Below are 20,657 nucleotides of genomic sequence, written 5' to 3'. Positions count from 1 at the left end.
ACCCGACGAATCGGAGGTATCACGACAATACAATTTGCCTGCGATCGCCTTGAGGATCTTGCGTACCCTCCTTAAAATCGGACCGGGAAAGTTATTCGTATAGATGCCGACTGCGCCGTCCTGATCAACGACGAAGATCAACTCTCCCATCTCTGGGTCTCGGTAAGACAACTGGAAGGGAAACCAGAAGCCATCAACATCACATGTTTCCCGCACTTGATGGAAGTCTAAAGAGCACTGCTGGCTAGTCGGCATCGCAACTAATGCCTCGGTTTCGCCATCAACAGCGCTACCAACCGCAAAGATTTGAAACGCCACCTGCTCCCCGACTTCGATCGGTGTTTTGAACAGGACTCTGTCTTGCCGTCTAGATTCCCGCAGTGCTGTTTGCAGTAACGCCACTTCGCGTGACAATGCCTTCAAGGGTTCGCATACCGTTTCCTGATAACGCTTGAAGCCAAACTGAATTTTGTAGGGTGTTAAGCGCTCTTGGAGACGATACACCACCTCGCGGTATGCCTGGTCTAATGGACCACCCCGCGCCATCAAACCCATTTCTGCTTCACCCAATTTGACTAGCCGTTCTTTAACCAACTCGGTTAAATACTCAGCCAGCATGACGTTATACGTCTCCGTCTCTTCTACAACAATGTTCCGAATCAGGTCGGTCAAAGTTTGCATAAGGAGTTCTTCTTGCGAGAAGATTTCAATCGGATTCATAGTCTGACCTCCGTGATGACGCTGTGGTACCGGGTTTCCTCCAGCAACGCTGTGCCGATGAGCAGACCCACGACGGGACGAATATCGAGGGGTGTGCAGGCACCGACGTGTTGTGCCATGCGGAATAGTTCGTCCTCGATCACCTGTTTAATCTGACTAACTGAGCCGGTGGTTGCTTTTGCTTCCACCATGAAAGTCGTTTTTGTATCAGTTGTTACCAAATCGGGAAAATCATGTAGGGGGCGGGCTAGCCGTCTAGTGCCCTGGTAGAGCCGCTGCGCTAATAGGGCTGAAACACCCTCCCCGATAGCTCCGATGGCACTGGTGCTGGCACAAAGGGCTTTTTTCTGGGGACGATTGTATAGTAAGCGAGGGTACCCAGGAAGCAACCAGTAGCCGTTGGTGTAGGTGAAATAGAAGTGGTGCAATTCCTCCAGCGGACGATACACAACCTGCTCACTGGCGCGGGTAATCATCCACTTGAGGGTGTTGGGATGGATAACTTCAGGCGCGAGGGGTGTATACGCCGTTAAGTGGGGTGCTGCTTCTTTGAGAAACTGTCGCTGCAAGTTAGGGCGCGCACTGGTCATCGTCGCGATCGCCGCTAGATGAGTGGTGAGTTGTAAGGTGCGACGTTCAACGTCAATACGGATGGTCATGATCAGTAGGGCACTGAGTGGCTCTGCCCTCAAGGTCAGTAACCCGTCAGCAGAGGGGACTCACTTACCCTACTGGCAGCAGCAGCGACAGGACAAATAGATCCCGTCACGGTGAGGGGATTTTACCGTTGCGGGGCGTTGGGCACAGGTGCTGTTGCAATTGTGGTGGTATCCGTTCGTATTCCTCCCACAGAAAATGCATTTCTGCCAAGCGTCTGCAATGGATTGGTTCAGGACGACGACGGCTTTTTCCCTGAGAGAACCATTTGGAGACGGTCGAAATACTTGTCCCGGCAATACGCGCGATCATTGACTGGTTAACGCCCCAGCGGGCATAGAAGGCTTGTGGTGTCATGCTGAATTGGCAGTTGCAGTAAAGTTCAAGCAATGCGAGTTCGCGTCTGCCTAGCTCCTGGGGTGTCATGTTGGCTGCTGCTCCATCTCACTAGCAGCCAGTGCAGGAGCAAGGATTTGTAGGTCATCTTCCCATGCTAGGTCTGAGTCAACCCATCCCTGACTGGGAGACTGACGATCTAACAAAACGATATAGCGCCATCCCCAATCCTTCAGATGGTTGGCAGGTGCATATTCCATCCCTGTAATCGTGCCAAAATCCGGCGTAAGCAAGACACGATCGCCTAACTGAAATTTCGGTGGAGGAGCATTGTTGGGAAACCCCTTTGGCAGAGCCGTCAAACGCTTAAGAGGCATATACGCAGCCGCAGTTTAAGTACGAAGGCATGCCTATCTTAGCCGCTACAGCGTTAAGACGCAAGCGCTGTAGCGTCAAAAGGTGTTTTCGCTTAATTGCTATGCCACAATTGTCCCAAACTTGAGCAGTAGGGCACATGGCAAAGGAAACAAGAGAAGTGCGGGGACGGCTCCCCAAAGATTTGAAGATTGCGTTTGAGATTGCCTGTGTGCGCATGGAACTGACACAAGCGACCGCTTTAGAAGAGGCGATTAGGGATTGGTTGGTGAAGAAGGGCTTTCCGACTAGCGATGAAAATGAGGCGTAGAAGGGAGCAGTAGTTTCAGGGCTTGGCAAGCTTGGATGGAGCCAAGGAGCTTACTCTGCTTTTTTGGGAAACTCGCATTTGACGGTAATTTCCATGTTGCAGCCACCTTTGGCGTTGGCAATGTAAGGAATGCCTGCTTCGCTGCTGATATTGACTCCAAATTTGAGGGTCACTTCGCTAACTTCCGCAATCGCTACGTTCTTGAATGCCCTCAACGTGTAGGTGGTATAGGCTCGGATCGTGCCCTCAATCGCTTGAAAGGTCTGTGGTAATTGATTTTGTGGATCAGGGAATATGCCCCCACGCTTAGGATCGTTGGTTTCGATCGGACTTTTTGGAATCACTACATCCGATGCGGGACTGGTGTTTTCGATCGCTTCGATGTAAATTGTGGTGCCGTCTTCAAGGCTAATTGGGGTCAGTTGTCCCATTGCTGTTTTACCGCTACAGTTTGATCGCTACAGTTTAGCCTTGATCGCCATTGTTCCAACGCTTGAGTCGCTGTCCTTTACACTAGCTGGACAATGTTTGCGTAAAGGGTTTCGATCGCGGCATCTCGTATGGGTTACAGTCGAGTGGCATCATCAATTTTGGATATACAACACCAAAGCTTCAGCAATGATACGATCGCGGCTGTAACGGCTGATGTTATTCACGGAACGATTAACTCTAAAGTTGAGAAATACGTTCGGTAGCGACTCACGTCTTTTGTCAGCAAAGGAATTTCCAGGACAGTGGCGTGGGCACCAATATAAAAATCTGGTAGGGGTGAACGACGATCGCCGCTGCGCTGGCGATATTGTAGAAAGGCTTTACCTGCAAGAAAAGCAGTGTTCCAGGGTAGAGGTTCGTACTGAAAAAAGTCTGATGGGAGTGCTGTCTCTAGCGCTTCAACTCCGGCAAAGCCGATGGAAACTTCAGCGTAGATGATGGGATTGATGATGAGGTTCCCACGAGCCACCGATCGCATGACTTGTGTGGATGACCACTCGAACCAGTTGGGGTCTTCGGTTACGATTTCGAGAATCACGTTGCTATCGACTAAAACATCAGTTATTAGCGTGCCGAGTGAGTTGCATGATTGCGTCGGTATTTAGACTGGCTGTCGCTTTTCCTCGTATCAGATCAACTAACGCTTGTCCGCAACCAGGACTATGCTTTTTTTGAAGCTGGAGTGCGTTTCCAATGACTTTTAACTCAATTCCAGTATCCGATAAAAGCCCTACCTATTCTTGAATTTCGGTTGGAATCGCGATTTTGCCATCCTGTGTTACTTCCATTGGTTCTTCTAAAAATATCGAGAGGCTAGTCTTACTGTTTGCTGGTGATGCCGCACATTTGGCGAGCGTATCATTCCTCACTGTCAGCAATTACTTCCTCTCCACGACTACCAAGGGTTGCCAATCACTGTAAAACCTGCCCAATAAACAGGATGATTAAAGTTACTGTTGATCATGGCGAGTTGTGCTTGCCTTAATGCCTCAGCCTTGATGGGTGAACTCTTCAAATTTCGGTAAAACTCACTCATTAGGACTGCTGTTGAGTCGTCGGCAATCACATAAAGACTACCTAATACCGACTTAACCCCAGATTTAATTGCTGACCCAGCTAATCCATATTCTTCTCCCAAACCAGTTTCACAAGCACTTAAAACTAATAGCTCTACCGGAGGACTATACCAATCTATCTGCTCAAATTGACTACTTTTTAAGAATGTCCCCCATAGAGCAATGAACGGCTCCGTCTTATTATTTCCTATCCCGTTTGTTGCAATATGAACAATTTGAAGGTCTTTTTCTCGTGATTTAAGTTTATCTAGAGTAGCTTCTTCATCCATATAAGCCTTACCTTTCCAGACTTTCATTATGTCCGACATTTCACGTTTTACAGCATACAACGGGGAAAAATCTAAATTCTCTTTTGAGATCCCTAATGCCAATACCTTTAAATCTTTTATACTTCTATAATGACTATTTGTTAAAGTGAGTCCAGGCATTACCCCAAGGCTGTAGTTCTCAATTAAATATTTTTGACCATCATGAAAAGCGGCAAATGGTATGTTGCGAAGGCTCTTATCCACTACGAAAACAAAGTTAGTGATACGTTGCCTTTTTAGTTCTGGTTCTAATGGTTTAATCATCCATCGGTACAAAGTTTGAGCAGGAATCAGATGTTCCTCCGAACTAGCTCTATAATTAGCTACTTTGCGACGAAAATCATGAGCAACCTTCAAAACTTCTTCTCGATTAACTGAGTCCAGATTAGTTGGAAATTGACCATCAGCAGAAACCATTAATAATCCTAACCTTTTCTGCCCTTTCTCCGAAGGGAAAAAGCTGATATAAATGACAGCAGGTTTCTGCCCCGTTTGCTGCATAATTCTGGTTGGTGCATCTCCAACACTCTCAACAATTGCTTGTTGTGCGATTTTAAGTTGGTTTTGAGCTTGACTTAAAGTAGTATTTAATTTTTCTAATTCTCCTTTTCGACTAGCGATTTCAAGCCCAGCAGTTTCTAAACTTTTCTGGGCTTGTTTTTGTTCTTCTTTCGCCTGTTCAGCCTTTGATTTTGCAATCTCAAGCTCTTGTATCGCTTGCTGACGTTGTTGCTTTGAAGCCCCTGCCTCTTTTGCAAGATTCGCTAATTTTACGTTGGCTTTCTCAATGTCTTGTTCCGCCGCTTTTACCTTTGTATTTGCAATTTCTAATCTACCCCTCGCCTTTGCTAGAGTTTGTTTTACCTGTTGAGTTTCAGCCTTTGCTGCTTGTTGCCCTATTTTTGCAAGCTGACGTTGCTTTTCTGTACTCTCTAATTTTTCAGAGGCTTTTTCAGCCTCATGCTGGAGCTTTTCAACTTTCTTAATCGAGTCATCAACTGTACGATTTGCTAGTGAAATTCTTTGTTGAGCAACTATCCCTGAAGCGATCGCACCTGAGAGCATTAAGCCCAATGCCACTGCTCCAACTCGAACCCGCTGGTTAGCTTTGCGATTTGCCGCTGCTAAAACTTCTTTGGCTTCTTCCTCAACCACTAACTTTTTCTGAAAATCGCGCTTCTCAAATTCCTGGCTCGCATCCAAAAATCGTCGATCGTCATCCCCCAAACTCTTCCCTTCTGCCCAAATCCGCGCATCCTGCAACGCCTGTCCCCGTAGCAGCCGTGACTCATCCTGATGCTCTGATGCCAGCCAAGCCGCGATCGCGCCTCCGTAGGGTCTCAACTCAGCCAGCGATCGCTCCAGCCAAGCGCGATTAAACACCCTTTCATAAATGCGGTTGTAGACGCGCAGTTTGCCATCTCGCTTTACCACTAAACCTGTCAGCCGCAACTCTACCTGCTCCGGGCTATCATCCGCGGCAATCTCTCCCTGTTGCACAATCTGCTGATATAGCCCCAGCAAGCGCCCGGTGCGTTGTTCACCAGAGAGGAGGAGGCGATCGCGAATCGTCTTCAAGTGCTCCGGTGTATCCTGTGCTTCCCAGTTTTCAGTCACTCTGATGCGTACCAACGCCTCAACCCAAGCTGTCTCTTGTCCCGCAGGTGCTCTATCCTCTGCACCTAACACCAGTTTGCAGACTCTCTGGGTCAAAAATGGCTGTCCACCTGTCCAGTGCAGTACTGCCTGCATTAAAGCCTGCGGATCATCTGCCTTCGCTGCCAAACCCTGCGCCAACGATTGAGACTCGTGATTTTGAAAACCCATCAGCTCGATCGGGCGACCTACATTAAATGGGGTTCGCTGCTTGTCCTGCATCAAATCCGATGGCGTGGTCACTCCCAGAAGGGTAAATGTCAGCCGACCATACGCTGAGTTTTCAGCCCGACGGTTGTAGCACTCCCGTAGCAGCGCGAAAAAGTCATCCAGCTTAAACGGTAAGCTAAGGACACTATCGATCTCATCAATGAAAATGACGATCGGTTGAGGAATCGCTACCAGCAGTATCTCTTCCAAAAACTTGTCTAACCGCCGCACAAACGAGAGCAGCCGATGCTCCTCCCACCACGTATACAGGTCAAACGTCTCGTAGAGATCTAAACTACTGACAATGCTATCAATAACGCTGCTATACCACTGCTCCGGGGTCATATCGGCGGTACCAATGCGGGTCAGGTCGATCGCAGCACACGCCACCCCTTCCGCCTGCAACCGCTGCATCGTCTGCACCTTCAGGCTCGACTTACCCATCTGCCGTGAGTTCAGCACATAGCAAAACTCTCCTGCTTTTAGAGCCGTGTAGAGTTCGTCATCAGACTGTCGCCGCACATAGGTCGGTGCATCAACTGGAAGACTGCCACCCACCTGGTAGTCGTAGGTGGTAGAGGGTAGAGGAGCAATAGGAGATTGATCAGTCATAGCGATCGATCAACTTTTTCTAAGCACAAGCGTTTTACGTTCACAAGCTAAGACTCCTTACTGCCCCAAAATGACCAAACCTTTATTACCCTCTACCGCCGCACCCAAACAACCGTTAGCACCAATACTGCCACGACCAAACTGATGCCCAACACAATTAACGCGACTAGACTCGCCTTCACCAACCGCTGTGACTGCCGCAATTTTGCCGTGACTACGGTTTTTTCGGCAGCTAACGCCCGCTTGTCTTGCTTTTCTAGCTCCAGCGCTTTGAGTATTTTTTGCCGCTCATGCTCCTGACTCGCGAATAAAAACTGATGGTCTTGCTGTGGGAGCGATCGCTCGGCTGCCCAAGCTTTTGCTTCTACTAACGCCTGACCATGCAAGAGTAGTGAATCGTCATAGCCAGCCTCTACCCATGCTTCCATTGTCGATCGATGCGGGCAAATACTGGAAAGGTACTTTTCAATCCAGCGTTGATTAAAGACGGCTGCATAGATTTGATTCGCTACCTGAAGCTGTTGGTTTTCTCGCATAACCAGTCCCGACAGTCGTAGTTCTGTCTGTTCTGCACTATCGTTAACAGCCACCCCCTTCATTCGAAGCACGTCACGATAAAGCTCCAAAAGCCGTGCGAATTTTTTGCTGCTGGTAATCCGATTTTGAATCGTCAGCAAATGCTCTGGCACATCCTGCTGAAGCCAGTTGTCAATCACATAACTTTGTACCAATTGGGCAATCCAATTATTGGCTCGTCCCACAGGAATTTTACCTGCATGGCTCACCACTAAACGGCAGAGCTTTTGGGTCAAAAAAGGTTGACCGCCTGTCCAAAAAAGGATCGAGCCAAGAATTGCAGAAGGATACGGCGCAACATGGGCTAAACCCTGCCACAATGGCTCTGTTTCTGCCAGTTGAAACCCGGTTAATTCAATTTCGCGACCCATATTGAACGGCGATCGCTGCTTGTCTTGCATCAAGTCTGAGGGTGTCATAACGCCTAAAAGCGCAAACGTGAGACGCTGGTACGCTGGCTTTTCGGCGCGACGGTTATAGCACTCCCGAATCAAGGCAAAAAAGTCATCCAGCTTAAATGGCAAGCTGAGGACACTATCAATCTCATCAATGAAAACGACAATCGGCTGGGAAATGCTTGCCAGCAGCACCTCCTCTAGAAACTTGTCAAACCGCCGCACAAACGACAGCAGACGATGCTCTTCCCACCACGTATACAGGTCAAACGTCTCGTACAGTTCTAGACTGCTGACAATGCTATCAATGACGCTGCTGTACCACTGCTCTGGAGTCATATCAGCGGTGCCAATGCGGGTCAGGTCAATCGCAGCACATGCAACCCCTCCTGCCTGTAACCGTTGCATTGCCTGTACCTTGAGGCTAGACTTGCCCATCTGCCGAGAATTGAGGACATAGCAAAACTCTCCCGCCTTCAACGCTTGGTAAAAAGTTTCGTCTGCCTGTCGTTGGACATAAGTCGGCGCATCGGCTGGCAAACTACCACCCACCTGATAGTCATAGCCAGCACCTGACGTAGAATTCATCTACTCATCCTCAGCCGCTCATGAAAGTACTGTCGATATAAATCACAGGACGGCACTACCTCACTGCCCTTAAACAGAACTAAGCCCATACTCGTTAGCTTAAATGCCTCGCTGGTGTTAATGGAAACAGGCTGGTCTACCGCAATTACTTGCTTCATTGCTGCCAGTAGCTTCTCATCTCCCTCCAGGTTCAACAGATGCCGTCGTAGATGCTCCCCATACAGCCCACCTTCCGTTGGGGCAATTTGCAGAAAGTGTTCTAACGATACTTCACCCCGCGCAATTTGATACAGCGCTGCCCGTATCAGGTAGGGATGTCCCCCAACCATGCTCATCAGTCGGACTACTTCTGTTTCTGTCCAGTTCAACCCATGCCGCTGCACCAAGTCCGTTACCTGAGGCTGGGTCAACTGGGGCAACTCAATTGGAACGCCCACATTGAACGGCGATTGGTTGATGTTGAGGGGAATATAGACCTCCTTAGAATGTACGATCACCAAGCGTAAATTCTTCCAGATCGGCTTAATCTTGGCATCTTCATGCCATGCCCGCAGCATTCCAAAAAAGTCCGTGGCGATCGACGGGTACTCAAACACCTGATCGACTTCATCCAGGCACAACGTCACTGGACGCTGGAGTTCTGGCAGCAAGTATCGCTGAAAGTAGTTCGTACATTTATTTTTGGGACTGAACGATCCCTTCCAATAATCCGCCAGTTTATCTTCTAGGTTCAATTCCCCAGCAATACTATTACAAAACCATTGCAAAAACTCATCAAGATTGCTGAGTGCATCGCGATCAACCATTAGAAAATTGAGTGTAGCGATCTGACAACCCTGCTCATTCGCGTGGTTGAGAATGCGTAGCATCAGGGAAGACTTGCCCATTTGCCGGGGTGCCTTGATCCGAATCAGTGCCCCTGGCTTAATGATCGCCTCATAGCAGCGGGCTTCAACGGGGGGACGCTCGACATACAGAGTGGATTCTAGCGGCACTTGCCCTTCTGGTTCATCTAACGCAACAGGTTGAGCGGCAGAAATGTTCATCCCTGAGCGAGTCAGGCGAGTCTGAACTGGTTCTGGCTCGGTCGCAGGAATGGTTACTTCTGGAACATTTGCTATGGGCAGTGATTCCACATCACTTTGCTTTTGCATGACTGGAATCAAGTCTTCTGGTATTCCCTCCAAAGCAATGCGGTTGCGCCCCAATTTGTAGGCAAACTCAATCGACTCCCCAGCCCCTAGTGCATCGTAAAAGCCAACCGCGAAGACCCTGGCAGCCCGGTCGCCCACTGCCTGGTTCATACCCACAACATAGGGAATGTGATGAGCGATCGCGATCGCCTGGACTTCCGAATAACAGGCATTGAGGACGATGCACTCTAACTTGTCAGCGAATAATTCAAACAAGCCTGCCAAAGCTCCAGATCTAACGAGTTGTGCCTGTCCCGCCGCTGTTTCCAAAACCAGTCCACTCTCTCCCATGCCATGCCCAGAGAAGTGGACAATTTGAGGTCTGTGATCCAGCATTGCACGCTGCACGTCCCCAGGAGTTACCGCCCATACCTGCTCAAGCTGAAACTTGTCGCGCTTCTGCGATCGCTGCAATCCTTCATCAATCTCCTTAACCTCCCTGGTCAAATCCAACGGGGTCGAATTTTTGGGATTTGCTGCCAGAAACAGGATTTTCTTTTTCTTTCTTGCTGCACTGCTCATCCAATAACCCCAGGTTGCCGAAATGCCTAGTAGATTCTCATTCCGCTCGTCTAGATATCCTCAGTAGCCTATCTCTACGCAGCAACAAACGGGGGAAATTTACAAATCATTTAATTTTGGCTAAAACCTGTCGTCAGGTTGTTTTGAAGCTAAAGAATGATTGTGTAGTCTTCCAACCACTTCAACCAATGCGGCAATCTTCTACTCTTAGACCATCTTTAATTGTTTGAGCAACTGAATTCGTTCCTGCTGGCTTAACTGACGAATAGTTTCAACCACCTCAGCCATACGATCACCGTGAACTTTAGACACTTCTTCCAGAGGGTTTGACTGAGTAGACCTCTGAAAGAGGTGCGTGTTGATTACATCCTCAATTTCACGCCGTTTCTGTTCGGGTGTGCAGCGTTCATACATCTTTCGCAGGGTCTCGACTGTGTGCCCCATCGCATATGCCAGCGAGCGTAACTGAGCATCCGACAACCCAATCTGAAACGCCCAGGTTGCCCAGATGTAGCGCATCGTATGGGGGCAGGTATGTTTGCCGATGAAGCGGTAAGAAGCCCGACGAAAAATGCCTGCAAAAGACGATGCACTCGCTGGGGTGCCGCGTTTCGCCACAACAAACACGTAGCCCCATGTCCAAAGGGCAGCACTGCGATCGCTCGGCAGGCGGCAAGCATCGCCAGGATTGAACTCCATCCGCCCCTTTGTCAACCATCGCCCTCGCCGCCCCCGCAGACCCGGCTCCCACCAGCCGTAAGCTTGTCGGGTTTTACAATACTCCTCAGTCCAAGAGCCATACAGGTAACGCTGAATATAGTCGTACAGGCAAGTGCCATCCTCAAACTGCCGATTGGCAATCACAATTGACTGGGCACCATGCGTTTTCTTCGTCTTGTATGCCCGAACATCCAAAACCCAAACGCCCTCTGGGTAGACTTTACCTTCATGCACATAGGTAAAGTAGAGATAATTGTCCTGGATCATTCCGTCATAGCGTTTCTCGCGCTGATCGTCAGGCGGAAGCGGCTGGTACAAGCCGTTGGAGGCAAGTCCCTCCGGGCGCTTAACTGGGCAACTCAAAGCGATTCTGAGAGTCCGGTATTCCTCCTGCCGTCGCGCAGGCGCGTAACTCATGAATGCCCATTTCAGGTAGTGCTGATGGCTAGTCGCGATCGCAAACCCTCCCCGTAAATTTCCTCGCTTGCCTCTTGGTCTGCACTCCAGCCGTAGGGGTTCCACAACCTGGTTAAGAACAACAGACAGGGCAGTTTCTTCCGCCGATACATCAGGAAACTTTTTACTCCAATCTGAGACGTATTGCTTATTCCGCTGCCACTCTTGAACCTCACCGCTAACAGTCGTTAAGTGAGCATCAAGGAGGTTGATCAGCGGGATTTGTCGATAGCCACTTTCATCCTCTACCTCCGAGAAGTAGAGGAATTTTGCCAACGCTAAAATCGAACCCAACTTGCCCAATTTGGTTCGTGGGCTTTTCGCCTGAAGCAACTCCCGTTGAAACTTGAAATAATTCCGCAGTAAGGTATCGAGGGCTTCCCGCTTTTTCTTCCAGAGACGCTTCTGCTGAGAGAGGGTTAAAGCCTCAAGCTCCTCCTCAGTCACTTTGGGAATGATCAAGTCAAGGGTGAGTTGATCCTTTGGAATGTTTGGCTTGGCATATTTATTGAGGTAGCCAAAAATCAACCGGATGTTTTCCAGGTACTCTTGGGCAGTGGAAAACTCAACGGGTTTGCCAAAGCGACCGCCCCGATCCGGTTCTGTTAACGTGGCGTAGAACTCATCAAGGTCTGCTTGCAGCGCTGGTGAGGTCTCCTGAATTTTCAGCATGTAATATAGCGGCTTGCCTTGCCGTTCGGTCAGCTTCAGGCTCCATGCTGGTCCGTTACCAAATCTCATGGGTGGGCAGCATTCATCTCGAAAGCGTGCAGCGCGAGTCCCAAACCACCAGGATTGATCCTCACACCAGGTAAGGTACTGCTCAATCCGACCACCATAAGTGTTGCGGCTAGCCTGCGATACAGCTTCCTTAATGAATGCGTTCTGTAATGCTTCTCGCACTTTTAGAAGCGTCTCGCCTGGTAGCTTTTTCATGAACTGCTTGGCAGCTTGAACGTCAGCGGCACTCATCTTTCTCCCAGAACTTTTCCGCACATAACCTAATTCAGGCAGAAGGTGGTGAAACAAAGCTGAGTGCAATTCATTGAGAATGCGCTTGCTTTGCTCGGGAGTATGAGTTGCCTCAATTGCCTCCTTAAACAACTCGTAAGTCTCAAAAAAGCTACCAGGATAATCCATAATAAATCACTTCTAATTTTGCTTTCAAGAATCAGGTTAGAGTTAGCTACTATTGAGGAGCTAAACTCTCTTAAACCTTTGATCAATCTTTCACAAAGATATCTGATGCGTTTATTAAACGACCACCCTGGTGGCACAAAGCTAACGTTTTTCGATGCCGCTGAACCAAACTTATATATAAAGGCTGTATGCCTTTAACAAAAGGAGCTTAAAGAATTTTGCATCACGTTTGATCAATAAATAATTTCGTCAATTCTAATAAGTGAAAGGTCTTAAATAAATCCCAAATACTGATTTTTACTGGTTTATTAAGATTGATTTCTAAAACTTTTCACCGCTATCTTTGATAATTTTATAAATTCAGCTTTTATATACTTGCTCAAGTGTTGTGCCTAGTGGGAATGCAGATTGATTAAAGAAGGGCTACGGGGCACTTGCCCTTACTCGTGAACCAAATCATTAACGAGCTTAATTACCCGCCGTCCAATGCGTTCGACTAACTCACTCCGCGAAATTGAGCGATCACGAGCGTACTGGTCTAACCCTGCCACTGCTGTTGGAGTAAGACTAACGGTCACGATCTTTTTCAACTCGTCATACATTTCTGGCTGACCACGCATAGACTTCACCCCTTTTCGGGCTATTTTCCGCTCCCGCTCTTCACGACATCTACGTTTTTTCTTGCGTGTACTGGGTTTAAGGCAGGGGAATTGCGCGATCGAATTCTCCATCTTTGTGGATGCGTTAGCAGCGCATGACTCTTCCCAAGATTGTGTAGTAGCCATATTCGTATGCATCAAGTTTTCCATCAGTTGTTTGCTGCACTTCTTCAGGGTGCTTCATTCACATACATAAAGAAACTTCTGAAAAAGCACTTAGCTCTTACGCCAAACTAACACTGATGTCAATCGGAAAATCGAAGCTCGTAGCGGGTTATATGAAAACTGAATTTGGCGAACTTATTGCAGAATAACAGCGTTTGAGGTAATGCGAAAAAGCTTGACTACATAAACCTGACCATGTTGTTAGTTGAAACATCCTCGCTAACGAACACAGCCCTCGGATCGTTCAGCCCTGTAATTAAGAGCTAGACTCCGACCAGTGTTCGAGGTAAGGGCATAAACCTGACCATGTTGTTAGTTGAAACACCCTCGCTAACGAACACAGCCCTCGGATCGTTCAGCCCTGTAATTAAGAGCTAGACTCCGACCAGTGTTCGAGGTAAGGGCATAAACCTGACCATGTTGTTAGTTGAAACACCCTCGCTAACGAACACAGCCCTCGGATCGTTCAGCCCTGTAATTAAGAGCTAGACTCCGACCAGTGTTCGAGGTAAGGGCATAAACCTGACCATGTTGTTAGTTGAAACACCCTCGCTAACGAACACAGCCCTCGGATCGTTCAGCCCTGTAATTAAGAGCTAGACTCCGACCAGTGTTCGAGGTAAGGGAAAACGTAACTACTTTGTTAGGTGAGACAGGCTGCTAAAACGGATAAAAATATCAATTTTTGATCCTTTCATTTGGGCTAACGCAAACTGTCTGAACAATCGCTGAAAAGACAACCCTATCCCAACAGCCAATGCGGCTTTCCTCAGTTAATACCTAATCCCAACGAGGTCCTGTGCATTATTCATTCTGTGGCAAACGAGTTTTAGCTAATCGCTTAGGTTATAGCCCTCATACTCTTAAGGCTATTAGACGCCGTGGTGATTGGATCGAGAGTATTCACTACGTCAGGCAAAACTCCAGAACCATTCTCTACAACTTAGAGCTTTGTCTGAATTGGGTTGCTAACCAAGCTAACCCAATCGCCCACCAGCGGGCAATTGAATGCTACTTGACCAGCCTGTCAGCAGAAAAGCCTCGAACAAGAGGTCGGCGTTCCCCTGACAACAACTGACATTCCATCGTTGGCTTGTGAAAGTTCGCCAATTTTGCAAATTTCTCTTCCAAATTGCTTTTGTTACAGGGAACTTCATCATGGATGAACAGCACGAAAAAGCGATCGCCGATGCTAACAGTGATTGCGTCCAACTTCGCCAAAAGGGTGTGTTGCAGCCGAATTTCAACTTACCAACTCTGAGACTCAGAAGCAACAAGCGGTCCTCCACTGCCACGAGACAACAACTAACGTTCACTCCGTTGTCCTTTTTAACCTGCATTTGAAGGGCTAAAGATGAGCACTCAAGTATCTACACACCTTACACAAGAGCATATCGCTCATCTGGTTCAAGAAGGTTTCACTCCAGAGCAAATTGGATTGTTGCAACAATGGGGGGTGCGTTCACTTTCACAGGCGGAAGCTGAAAAAATGGGCTTTCGAGTGAAGGGGGTAGACGGCATCGTTCAGGCATCATCAGGGCTTTACTTCCCTTTCAGCAAGGACTTCGGGCAGATCCGCGCTGATCAGCCGCCTATCAATAGCAAGGGTAAGCCTTGCAAATATCTCACGCCTGTAGGGGCAAAGTCTGAAGCTTGGCTACCAGAAAACTGCCAAGTCGTCACGGAAGGACTTAAGGATGCTGCTGCTGGGACGCTGCATGGCAAGATTCCCACAGGTGCGCTGGCAGGGGTAAGCCACTATCGCAAGGCACTTCCAGAAGGGGCAGGCTATACTATCCTGTTTGATGCAGACGGTTGGCACAATCCATCAGTATTTACCAATCTGATTAATGCTGGAGTGTACCTCAAAGGCAAAATTCAGCTAGTGCCAGAGTTGTCCGGTGAACCAAAAGCAGGACTGTGTGAGTATTTTAAAAACCCTACAGCCGACTACAAAGGGCTCATCGACAGTGCCATGACTGTCACTGCGTTTATGTTAGCTCTACCGGATCACTGGTCAGGATTAACAGGGGAGAAAAAAATAGATTGCGTTCGCAAAGCGCTTGTGCTGGCTGCACATCATTTAGACGGGTTTGCGCAGGAACAGCTTATTCAGAAGATTCGGACGGCGACTGGTTTCCCTCTGAAATTTTTAAAAGGTGAACTGTCAAAGGCAAACCGCAAGGTTACGAGAAGGAAAGCTCAGAAAGTAAACTCTGTCCCCAAGCGGGCAGGGTTAATCCCAATTAAGTTTGACAACAACGGTAAGCCCATACTGCCTAGTTCGTCGTTTGTTGCAAATACTTTAGCAGGGCACTATCAACCCGAATTAGCTTGGAATGTTGAGCAACAGGAGTTCTACCACTACGCGGTCGAGTTTGATGGGCTGTGGTCGCATGAACCGCTTGAGTTTGTGCGTGCCATGATTGTGGCGGAATTAAATTCTAGCGGAGCCAGTGATCTCTACAGTTCTGGGTATGTTGCTTCAGTCTGCGACTTGCTTAAGTGGCATTTGGCGGTTAAGCGCTGGAATGAAACGGATGGCTCTAATCTATTGCCATTGCGTAACGGCGTTCTGAACGTTTCAACGGGGAAGCTGCTGAGCCACGGTCCTGGCTACCGCTTCCTCTGGCAATTGCCCTACGCTTACAATCCTTTGGCTACCTGCCAACCGATTCAGGATTGGTTATTAGAGGCACAAGATGGCGATCCGAAACGGGTGCAACTACTCAGAGCCTACCTGAAGGCAATCCTTACTGGACGCACAGACTTCCAGCGCTATCTTGAATGTTTAGGACCCGGTGGGACGGGTAAATCAACCTATACCCGCTTGGCGATTGCGCTGGTTGGACTAGACAACGTCTTTATCACTGGTCTGAGCCACCTGGAAAATAACAAGTTTGAAACGAGTGGTATCTATGGCAAACGGTTGGTTTTAATCACTGACTCGGAGCGCTACGGCGGGCAAGTGACTGTTCTCAAGGCTTTAACGGGGCAGGACCCATTACGCAACGAGCAAAAGGGAAAGCAGCAAGGGCGAGGATTTATACCAAAAGCCTTGGTTTTGATCGCTGCCAACGAAGCCATTCAATCAGCAGACTATACCAGTGGTCTAGAGCGCCGACGCTTAACTATTCCTTTTCTACATCAGGTTTCAGCTAGCCAAAGACGGGACTTGCTCACCATCACAAATACTAGCGTATCAGGGGAGTTTGCAGACTACCTGCCAGGATTGCTGAATTGGGTATTAGCCCTGCCAGATACAGAAATGAAAGAGTTATTGATCAATCCCCTAGTGGTTGTACCCTCACTGGCTCAAGCTAAAGCCGAAAGCCTTCTTGCATCGAACCCGATCGCTCAGTGGCTCGATAATCACGTCATCGTCGCTCCGGGCGCAAAGGCTTACGTGGGGTTGGCAAAGGAACTGCGGGAAACCAGCGGTGAGCCTGGTAACAATCTCAGCCGCAAGTACTACCAAAATAATGATCGATGGCTGTATGCAAACTACATTCAGTTCTGTCATGAGGTTGGCAATAGCTCGGTCGCGCTGAACCGGTTTTCGCTGTTGCTGGATGACCTATTGCGATTGCAACTAAAACTCGCGGTTACTAAAGACCGAGATCGCAACGGCTCTTTCTTTGAAGGCATTGCGATCCGTGACAGCAGAGACGATGTTTCACCCAGACCCATCACAGAAGACTCAAATCATGTCAGCGGGACGGTTGCTGTGAGAGGTTGTGATGAGTCTGTGACGGCTGAAACCCCCGTGGATGTCGGATGTGACGGATGTGATGGATTATTGGCAATCGGTCTAGATCAGACTTGTAATGTTTCACCCAGACCCATCACAGAAGACTCAAATCATGTCAGCGGGACGGTTGCTGTGAGAGGTTGTGATGAGTCTGTGACGGCTGAAACCCCCGTGGATGTCGGATGTGACGGATGTGATGGATTATTGGCAATCGGTCTAGATCAGACTTGTAATGTTTCACCCAGACCCATCACAGAAGACTCAAATCACGTCAGCGGGACGGTTGCTGTGAGAGGTTGTGATGAGTCTGTGACGGCTGAAACCCCCGTGGATGTCGGATGTGACGGATGTGATGGATTATTGGCAATCGGTCTAGATCAGACTTGTAATCCGGAAGAGGAGGAGATAACAACTGTTTCTCTAAATTCTGAACCTAGAGCAAATAAAAGTGATGAGAATCCGTCACATCCATCACAGTCAATATCAACAGGCGTTTCAGCCAACACACAACCTGTCACGGTTGCCACCACCCATCATTTACCGAAGCTGCCTCATGCGCTTTTCGATAGTCGCTGGCGTGATGATAGTGACCCTTTCTGGAATCGCCTAGAAGCAAGTGCTGAGACAAGCACGTTAACTCGCAAAAATCGTGCCTTGCAGATTCGCGCAGCATGGTTAGCTGCTGAGTCAGGCGATGAACTTAAAAGCCTGACTCAGCGATGGGGGCAGGAAGCTAAATTTGTTTGGAATCGGGTGCTAACAATTCCTGAGCAGAATCGTCTCAAAGCGCTTGCTGAGTCAAGACAAATCAATATCAGCGACATTCCCAAAGATGACTGGTCTGCTGAGGAATTGGTAAATATGAAAGCGATGTGGGATTCGGATGAATCTCTTGAAGCTCGACGAGGCTTACTTGAAGTGTTCCCGCTGGCAGTTTTGGAGCGAGCTATTCCAACGCTTGAGCTAAAAGGGGTCTTGAACTGAGGCGCAATGAGCAGCGGATGCTTCAGTAGACCTCAGTAGACGATTTGAGGGCAGCAATGTGAATGTTCTTAAGCTTGGCGATCGCGTCCTGCACATAAATCCCCAGTTCGCTTGGTCTGGCAATAAACCTCTTGCGTGAATCGGTTAAAAGTCGGCAAAAGTAGGTCAAGGAGAATACTCGCCATGACCTATGAGCAGTGCAAAATACTCAAGCCTAGTGCCTTTAAACGCCGATGTGGAGTGCAGCGAGGCACCGTTGAGCAGGTGGCAAACATCCTACGTCCTCATCGAGACCGACGTGGCAAGCGCGGTGGACAACCCAAACTCAGTGTAGAAGACCAAATCCTGGTAGTGCTGGAATACTGGCGAGAATATCGCACTCAGTGCCACATGGGCACGAGTTGGGGCTTGAGCGAGGCAGCGGTGTGTCGGCTGCTTAACAAAGTCGAAACGTTGTTGATGCAGCCTAGCAAGTTTCGCTTGCCAGGTAAAAAGCAGCTTTAGCAGCAGGCTTCTACCTGGGCAGTACTAGCGGTTGATGTGACCGAAAACCCGATTGAGCGTCCTAAAAAACAGCGAGCTTCCTACAGTGGCAAGAAAAAGCGCCATACATTGAAAGCGCAAGTGGTCGTCAACCAAGCCAGTGATCAAATCATTTGCACAGTCTTGGGCAAGGGACGTGTGCATGGCTTTCGCCTGTTCAAGCGCCAGCAGCCTCCGATGTTGCCGCAGCAGTTGTGCCTTGCAGACAAGGGTTATCAGGGTCTGACCAAGCGGCATGACAACAGTTGTACCCCGACGACGAAGTCTCGCAAGACAAAATTGAATCCGTGTGAGCGGCAACACAACCGTCTGCTAGCGCGCTTGCGGGTTGTCGTTGAACATGTCAATCGTCACTTGAAGATTTTTCGCAGCTTGGCTGAACGCTATCGCAACCGCCGCAGACGTTTTGGTTTGCGCTTCAACCTGATTGCCGCGATCCTCAACTTTGAACTTACCAACCCCACATGATTCACGCAAGAGGTCTACTGTCATCACTACACCGCTATACTCATTGTCACTTAACAATTGATGCTTCGGTTTTTCCTTAGCAGTCGGTGCCAGAATAATAGTACTTACTTTTCCCATCTATCAATGTGTGCCTAGCCAGTTCTTGTATAAGACGGAGTGAGGTCCAGCCCAGTCGGGAGACGATCGCTTCTTGGAAGCGAGGGGGAAACGCGAAAAGGCAGAAGTCATAGAGCAAGTTTAAAACTTAACGAGGGCGTAACCATTCTCGTCTTCCGGTTCGGAATCGTAAGGGGGTTACCCTTCCAATACGCTGCTCATCTTCAGCCAGATTAGTTGGCTCAAAGCCCTCAACCTGCATAGGGTCATGGTCGCCATAGCCAGTTATGTACCAGTGCTAAACAATGTGATTTAGCTATTGGCTGAGTCAGTAATAGCTCTAGACTGCGCTAATCAATAGGCTTAATCTCTTGAAGTGCCAGGAAGTCGAGGTAGCGCTTCTCAATCTCTGCCACGCTGGTATCACACCATCGAGCAATAATTGCTATCGGTACCCCTTTGAGAACTTGTGTTGTGATAAAAGTATCGCGGCAACTGTAAGGGGTAGTACGTGGTTGGATAGGATCAACCACTCGGTTCCATGCATTGTTAGAAAAGTTGTTGTAGTTAATCACCTTGCCTTTAGGTGAAGGAAAAACCAGAGCTTCAGGATCAGGCTTATCAGGTCGTACAGATTGCAGTAACTGTTGCAATCGCTTAGAACAAGGGAAATCACGTTTTTTGTTGTTTTTAGAGCCATCAACTCTGGTAGGGATACCTTCAGCCATAGCGATTGATCCAGTAAAGTGAATTTTCTCGCAGTCCTCAGTAACGTTTTTCCACTGTAAGCCAATGGCTTCACTGGGGCGGCAGCCTATAAGAAATAAGCCCTCAACAAACGACGCATAGTGGGCATAACTATGACCTGTGTAGCCCCGCCCGTTCCAGTTGCCCTTGTGATTCCTAAACGCCTTAATAACTTCTTCCCGTTTCTGCTCAGTGAATGCATTGGGCTTTGGGTCTACCTGGTAAACGTATTGAGGCAAATCTTTTGCCATGCCCTCGTAGGGCATAGAGTCGATCAGCTTATGTCTTTTAGCCCATTCACAAGCAGCATTGAGTTGTGTTAATGCCCGCTTTGTCTGAGGCACGGTAGTTATTTTCTCTAAGGCTTTTTTTACCTCTAGAGAATTGAGCAAGGGTATATCTCCTATACGGTCGAAGAGCTTGGTGAAGCTCTTATGATAGCCTTTGGTCGTTATCTTCAAGCTGGATGCCTTGTCCTCAAGGTAAGATGTCCAGATTTCTATCAGCGTCGGGACTTTTTCTATAGGTCTGTCCGGCGCACTGATATTGAGAACGGGTTGAGGTTTGTACTTCTGTAGCGACTGGTCAAAGTTGCCTGAGAGCATATCTAATTCGATTTCCCTGGCTCTCATTTCTGCCAACTTTCGATGCTGAGGAGTGTCATCAAACCCCAAAGAGAGGTAATGGCGCTTTTTAGCGAAAGTAAAGGCTAGCTGCAAGCGACCGTTAGAGTTCTTGATTTGAACAGTTCCTTTGGAAGCCTTACGCTGGTAGGGTTTCAGACTCATACGCGGTTGAACTTTTGAGCTATTGTTCTACCACAGTCTTACCCCAATCAAGTGCCGAAACCACTCAAAAAATACCCAAACTCTAGAACATATGAACCAAAGCATCAAAATCAA

At 48.4% G+C, this 20,657-nt stretch carries 15 protein-coding genes and 1 pseudogene; 3 read left to right on the top strand and 13 right to left on the bottom strand.

Annotation, left to right across the window (positions count from 1 at the left end; translation table 11 throughout):
* The 4 genes from H6F86_RS02740 to H6F86_RS02725 form a co-directional block, all read right to left on the bottom strand.
* Positions 1–720 (bottom strand): hypothetical protein (locus H6F86_RS02740; protein ID WP_190446574.1); only part of this gene is annotated, 720 nt, incomplete at its 3' end.
* On the bottom strand, positions 717–1,379 hold the full coding sequence (locus tag H6F86_RS02735) for a hypothetical protein (RefSeq protein ID WP_190446573.1): 663 nt from the start codon (positions 1,377–1,379) through the stop codon (positions 717–719). The genes H6F86_RS02735 and H6F86_RS02740, both read right to left, overlap by 4 nt.
* A 106-nt stretch (positions 1,380–1,485) precedes the next feature.
* Positions 1,486–1,803 (bottom strand): helix-turn-helix domain-containing protein, encoded by a 318-nt coding sequence (locus H6F86_RS02730; protein ID WP_190446572.1) that lies wholly within the window; start codon positions 1,801–1,803, stop codon positions 1,486–1,488.
* Positions 1,800–2,090, bottom strand: a complete 291-nt coding sequence (locus H6F86_RS02725; protein WP_190446571.1) for a hypothetical protein — start codon at positions 2,088–2,090, stop codon at positions 1,800–1,802. Before H6F86_RS02725 ends, H6F86_RS02730 begins: the two co-directional genes overlap by 4 nt.
* A 137-nt stretch (positions 2,091–2,227) precedes the next feature.
* Between H6F86_RS02725 and H6F86_RS02720 the strand changes: the two genes are divergently transcribed.
* Positions 2,228–2,398 (top strand): hypothetical protein, encoded by a 171-nt coding sequence (locus tag H6F86_RS02720; protein WP_190446570.1) that lies wholly within the window; start codon positions 2,228–2,230, stop codon positions 2,396–2,398.
* A gap of 50 nt (positions 2,399–2,448) precedes the next feature.
* Here H6F86_RS02720 and H6F86_RS02715 read toward each other — a convergent pair whose 3' ends face one another.
* The 7 genes from H6F86_RS02715 to H6F86_RS02685 all read right to left on the bottom strand — a co-directional run bounded on the left by H6F86_RS02715 (position 2,449) and on the right by H6F86_RS02685 (position 12,962).
* Positions 2,449–2,829, bottom strand: a complete 381-nt coding sequence (locus H6F86_RS02715) for a CU044_2847 family protein (protein ID WP_190446569.1) — start codon at positions 2,827–2,829, stop codon at positions 2,449–2,451.
* A 221-nt stretch (positions 2,830–3,050) separates the two neighbouring features.
* Positions 3,051–3,455 (bottom strand): PIN domain-containing protein, encoded by a 405-nt coding sequence (locus H6F86_RS02710; protein WP_190446584.1) that lies wholly within the window; start codon positions 3,453–3,455, stop codon positions 3,051–3,053.
* Positions 3,456–3,785: 330 nt separating this feature from the next.
* Positions 3,786–6,752, bottom strand: a complete 2,967-nt coding sequence (locus H6F86_RS02705) for a CHAT domain-containing protein (RefSeq protein ID WP_190446568.1) — start codon at positions 6,750–6,752, stop codon at positions 3,786–3,788.
* Positions 6,753–6,844: 92 nt separating this feature from the next.
* Entirely contained in the window at positions 6,845–8,311 is a 1,467-nt protein-coding gene (locus tag H6F86_RS02700) for an AAA-like domain-containing protein (protein ID WP_190446567.1), read from the bottom strand.
* Positions 8,308–10,026 (bottom strand): AAA-like domain-containing protein, encoded by a 1,719-nt coding sequence (locus H6F86_RS02695; protein ID WP_190446566.1) that lies wholly within the window; start codon positions 10,024–10,026, stop codon positions 8,308–8,310. The genes H6F86_RS02700 and H6F86_RS02695 overlap by 4 nt, the downstream gene beginning before the upstream one ends.
* A 207-nt stretch (positions 10,027–10,233) precedes the next feature.
* Positions 10,234–12,342, bottom strand: a complete 2,109-nt coding sequence (locus H6F86_RS02690) for a hypothetical protein (protein WP_190446565.1) — start codon at positions 12,340–12,342, stop codon at positions 10,234–10,236.
* A 440-nt stretch (positions 12,343–12,782) separates the two neighbouring features.
* Positions 12,783–12,962 carry a ribbon-helix-helix protein, CopG family gene (locus tag H6F86_RS02685; protein WP_199304964.1) on the bottom strand — a complete coding sequence of 60 codons (180 nt, stop codon included), beginning with the start codon at positions 12,960–12,962 and terminating at the stop codon, positions 12,783–12,785.
* A gap of 1,558 nt (positions 12,963–14,520) precedes the next feature.
* Here H6F86_RS02685 and H6F86_RS02680 point away from each other — a divergent pair.
* Positions 14,521–17,901: a DUF5906 domain-containing protein gene (locus tag H6F86_RS02680; protein ID WP_190446564.1), complete on the top strand. Its 3,381-nt coding sequence runs from the start codon at positions 14,521–14,523 to the stop codon at positions 17,899–17,901.
* A gap of 22 nt (positions 17,902–17,923) precedes the next feature.
* Here H6F86_RS02680 and H6F86_RS02675 read toward each other — a convergent pair whose 3' ends face one another.
* Positions 17,924–18,070, bottom strand: coding sequence for a hypothetical protein (locus H6F86_RS02675; protein WP_190446563.1), 147 nt, complete (start codon positions 18,068–18,070; stop codon positions 17,924–17,926).
* 14 nt (positions 18,071–18,084) lie between these two features.
* Between H6F86_RS02675 and H6F86_RS02670 the strand changes: the two are divergent.
* Positions 18,085–18,912, top strand: a pseudogene (locus H6F86_RS02670) (IS5 family transposase).
* Between the two features lie 446 nt (positions 18,913–19,358).
* Here the strand turns inward: H6F86_RS02670 and H6F86_RS02665 are convergent.
* On the bottom strand, positions 19,359–20,543 hold the full coding sequence (locus tag H6F86_RS02665; protein ID WP_190446562.1) for a DUF3596 domain-containing protein: 1,185 nt from the start codon (positions 20,541–20,543) through the stop codon (positions 19,359–19,361).
* Positions 20,544–20,657 lie beyond the last annotated feature (114 nt).

Origin of the sequence: Phormidium sp. FACHB-592 (genome assembly GCF_014695795.1) — a bacterium.
Classification (GTDB): domain Bacteria; phylum Cyanobacteriota; class Cyanobacteriia; order Leptolyngbyales; family Leptolyngbyaceae; genus Stenomitos.
This window is presented reverse-complemented; position numbering and strand designations above follow the sequence as displayed.

Excerpts from the sequence above, each read along its gene's own strand:
- H6F86_RS02735 (WP_190446573.1), bottom strand. The coding sequence starts at position 1,379 with ATGACCATCCGTATTGACGTTGAACGTCGCACCTTACAACTCACCACT.
- H6F86_RS02730 (WP_190446572.1), bottom strand. The coding sequence starts at position 1,803 with ATGACACCCCAGGAGCTAGGCAGACGCGAACTCGCATTGCTTGAACTT.
- H6F86_RS02725 (WP_190446571.1), bottom strand. The coding sequence starts at position 2,090 with ATGCCTCTTAAGCGTTTGACGGCTCTGCCAAAGGGGTTTCCCAACAAT.
- H6F86_RS02720 (WP_190446570.1), top strand. The coding sequence starts at position 2,228 with ATGGCAAAGGAAACAAGAGAAGTGCGGGGACGGCTCCCCAAAGATTTG.
- H6F86_RS02715 (WP_190446569.1), bottom strand. The coding sequence starts at position 2,829 with ATGGGACAACTGACCCCAATTAGCCTTGAAGACGGCACCACAATTTAC.
- H6F86_RS02705 (WP_190446568.1), bottom strand. The coding sequence starts at position 6,752 with ATGACTGATCAATCTCCTATTGCTCCTCTACCCTCTACCACCTACGAC.
- H6F86_RS02700 (WP_190446567.1), bottom strand. The coding sequence starts at position 8,311 with ATGAATTCTACGTCAGGTGCTGGCTATGACTATCAGGTGGGTGGTAGT.
- H6F86_RS02695 (WP_190446566.1), bottom strand. The coding sequence starts at position 10,026 with ATGAGCAGTGCAGCAAGAAAGAAAAAGAAAATCCTGTTTCTGGCAGCA.
- H6F86_RS02690 (WP_190446565.1), bottom strand. The coding sequence starts at position 12,342 with ATGGATTATCCTGGTAGCTTTTTTGAGACTTACGAGTTGTTTAAGGAG.
- H6F86_RS02685 (WP_199304964.1), bottom strand. The coding sequence starts at position 12,962 with ATGCGTGGTCAGCCAGAAATGTATGACGAGTTGAAAAAGATCGTGACC.
- H6F86_RS02680 (WP_190446564.1), top strand. The coding sequence starts at position 14,521 with ATGAGCACTCAAGTATCTACACACCTTACACAAGAGCATATCGCTCAT.
- H6F86_RS02665 (WP_190446562.1), bottom strand. The coding sequence starts at position 20,543 with ATGAGTCTGAAACCCTACCAGCGTAAGGCTTCCAAAGGAACTGTTCAA.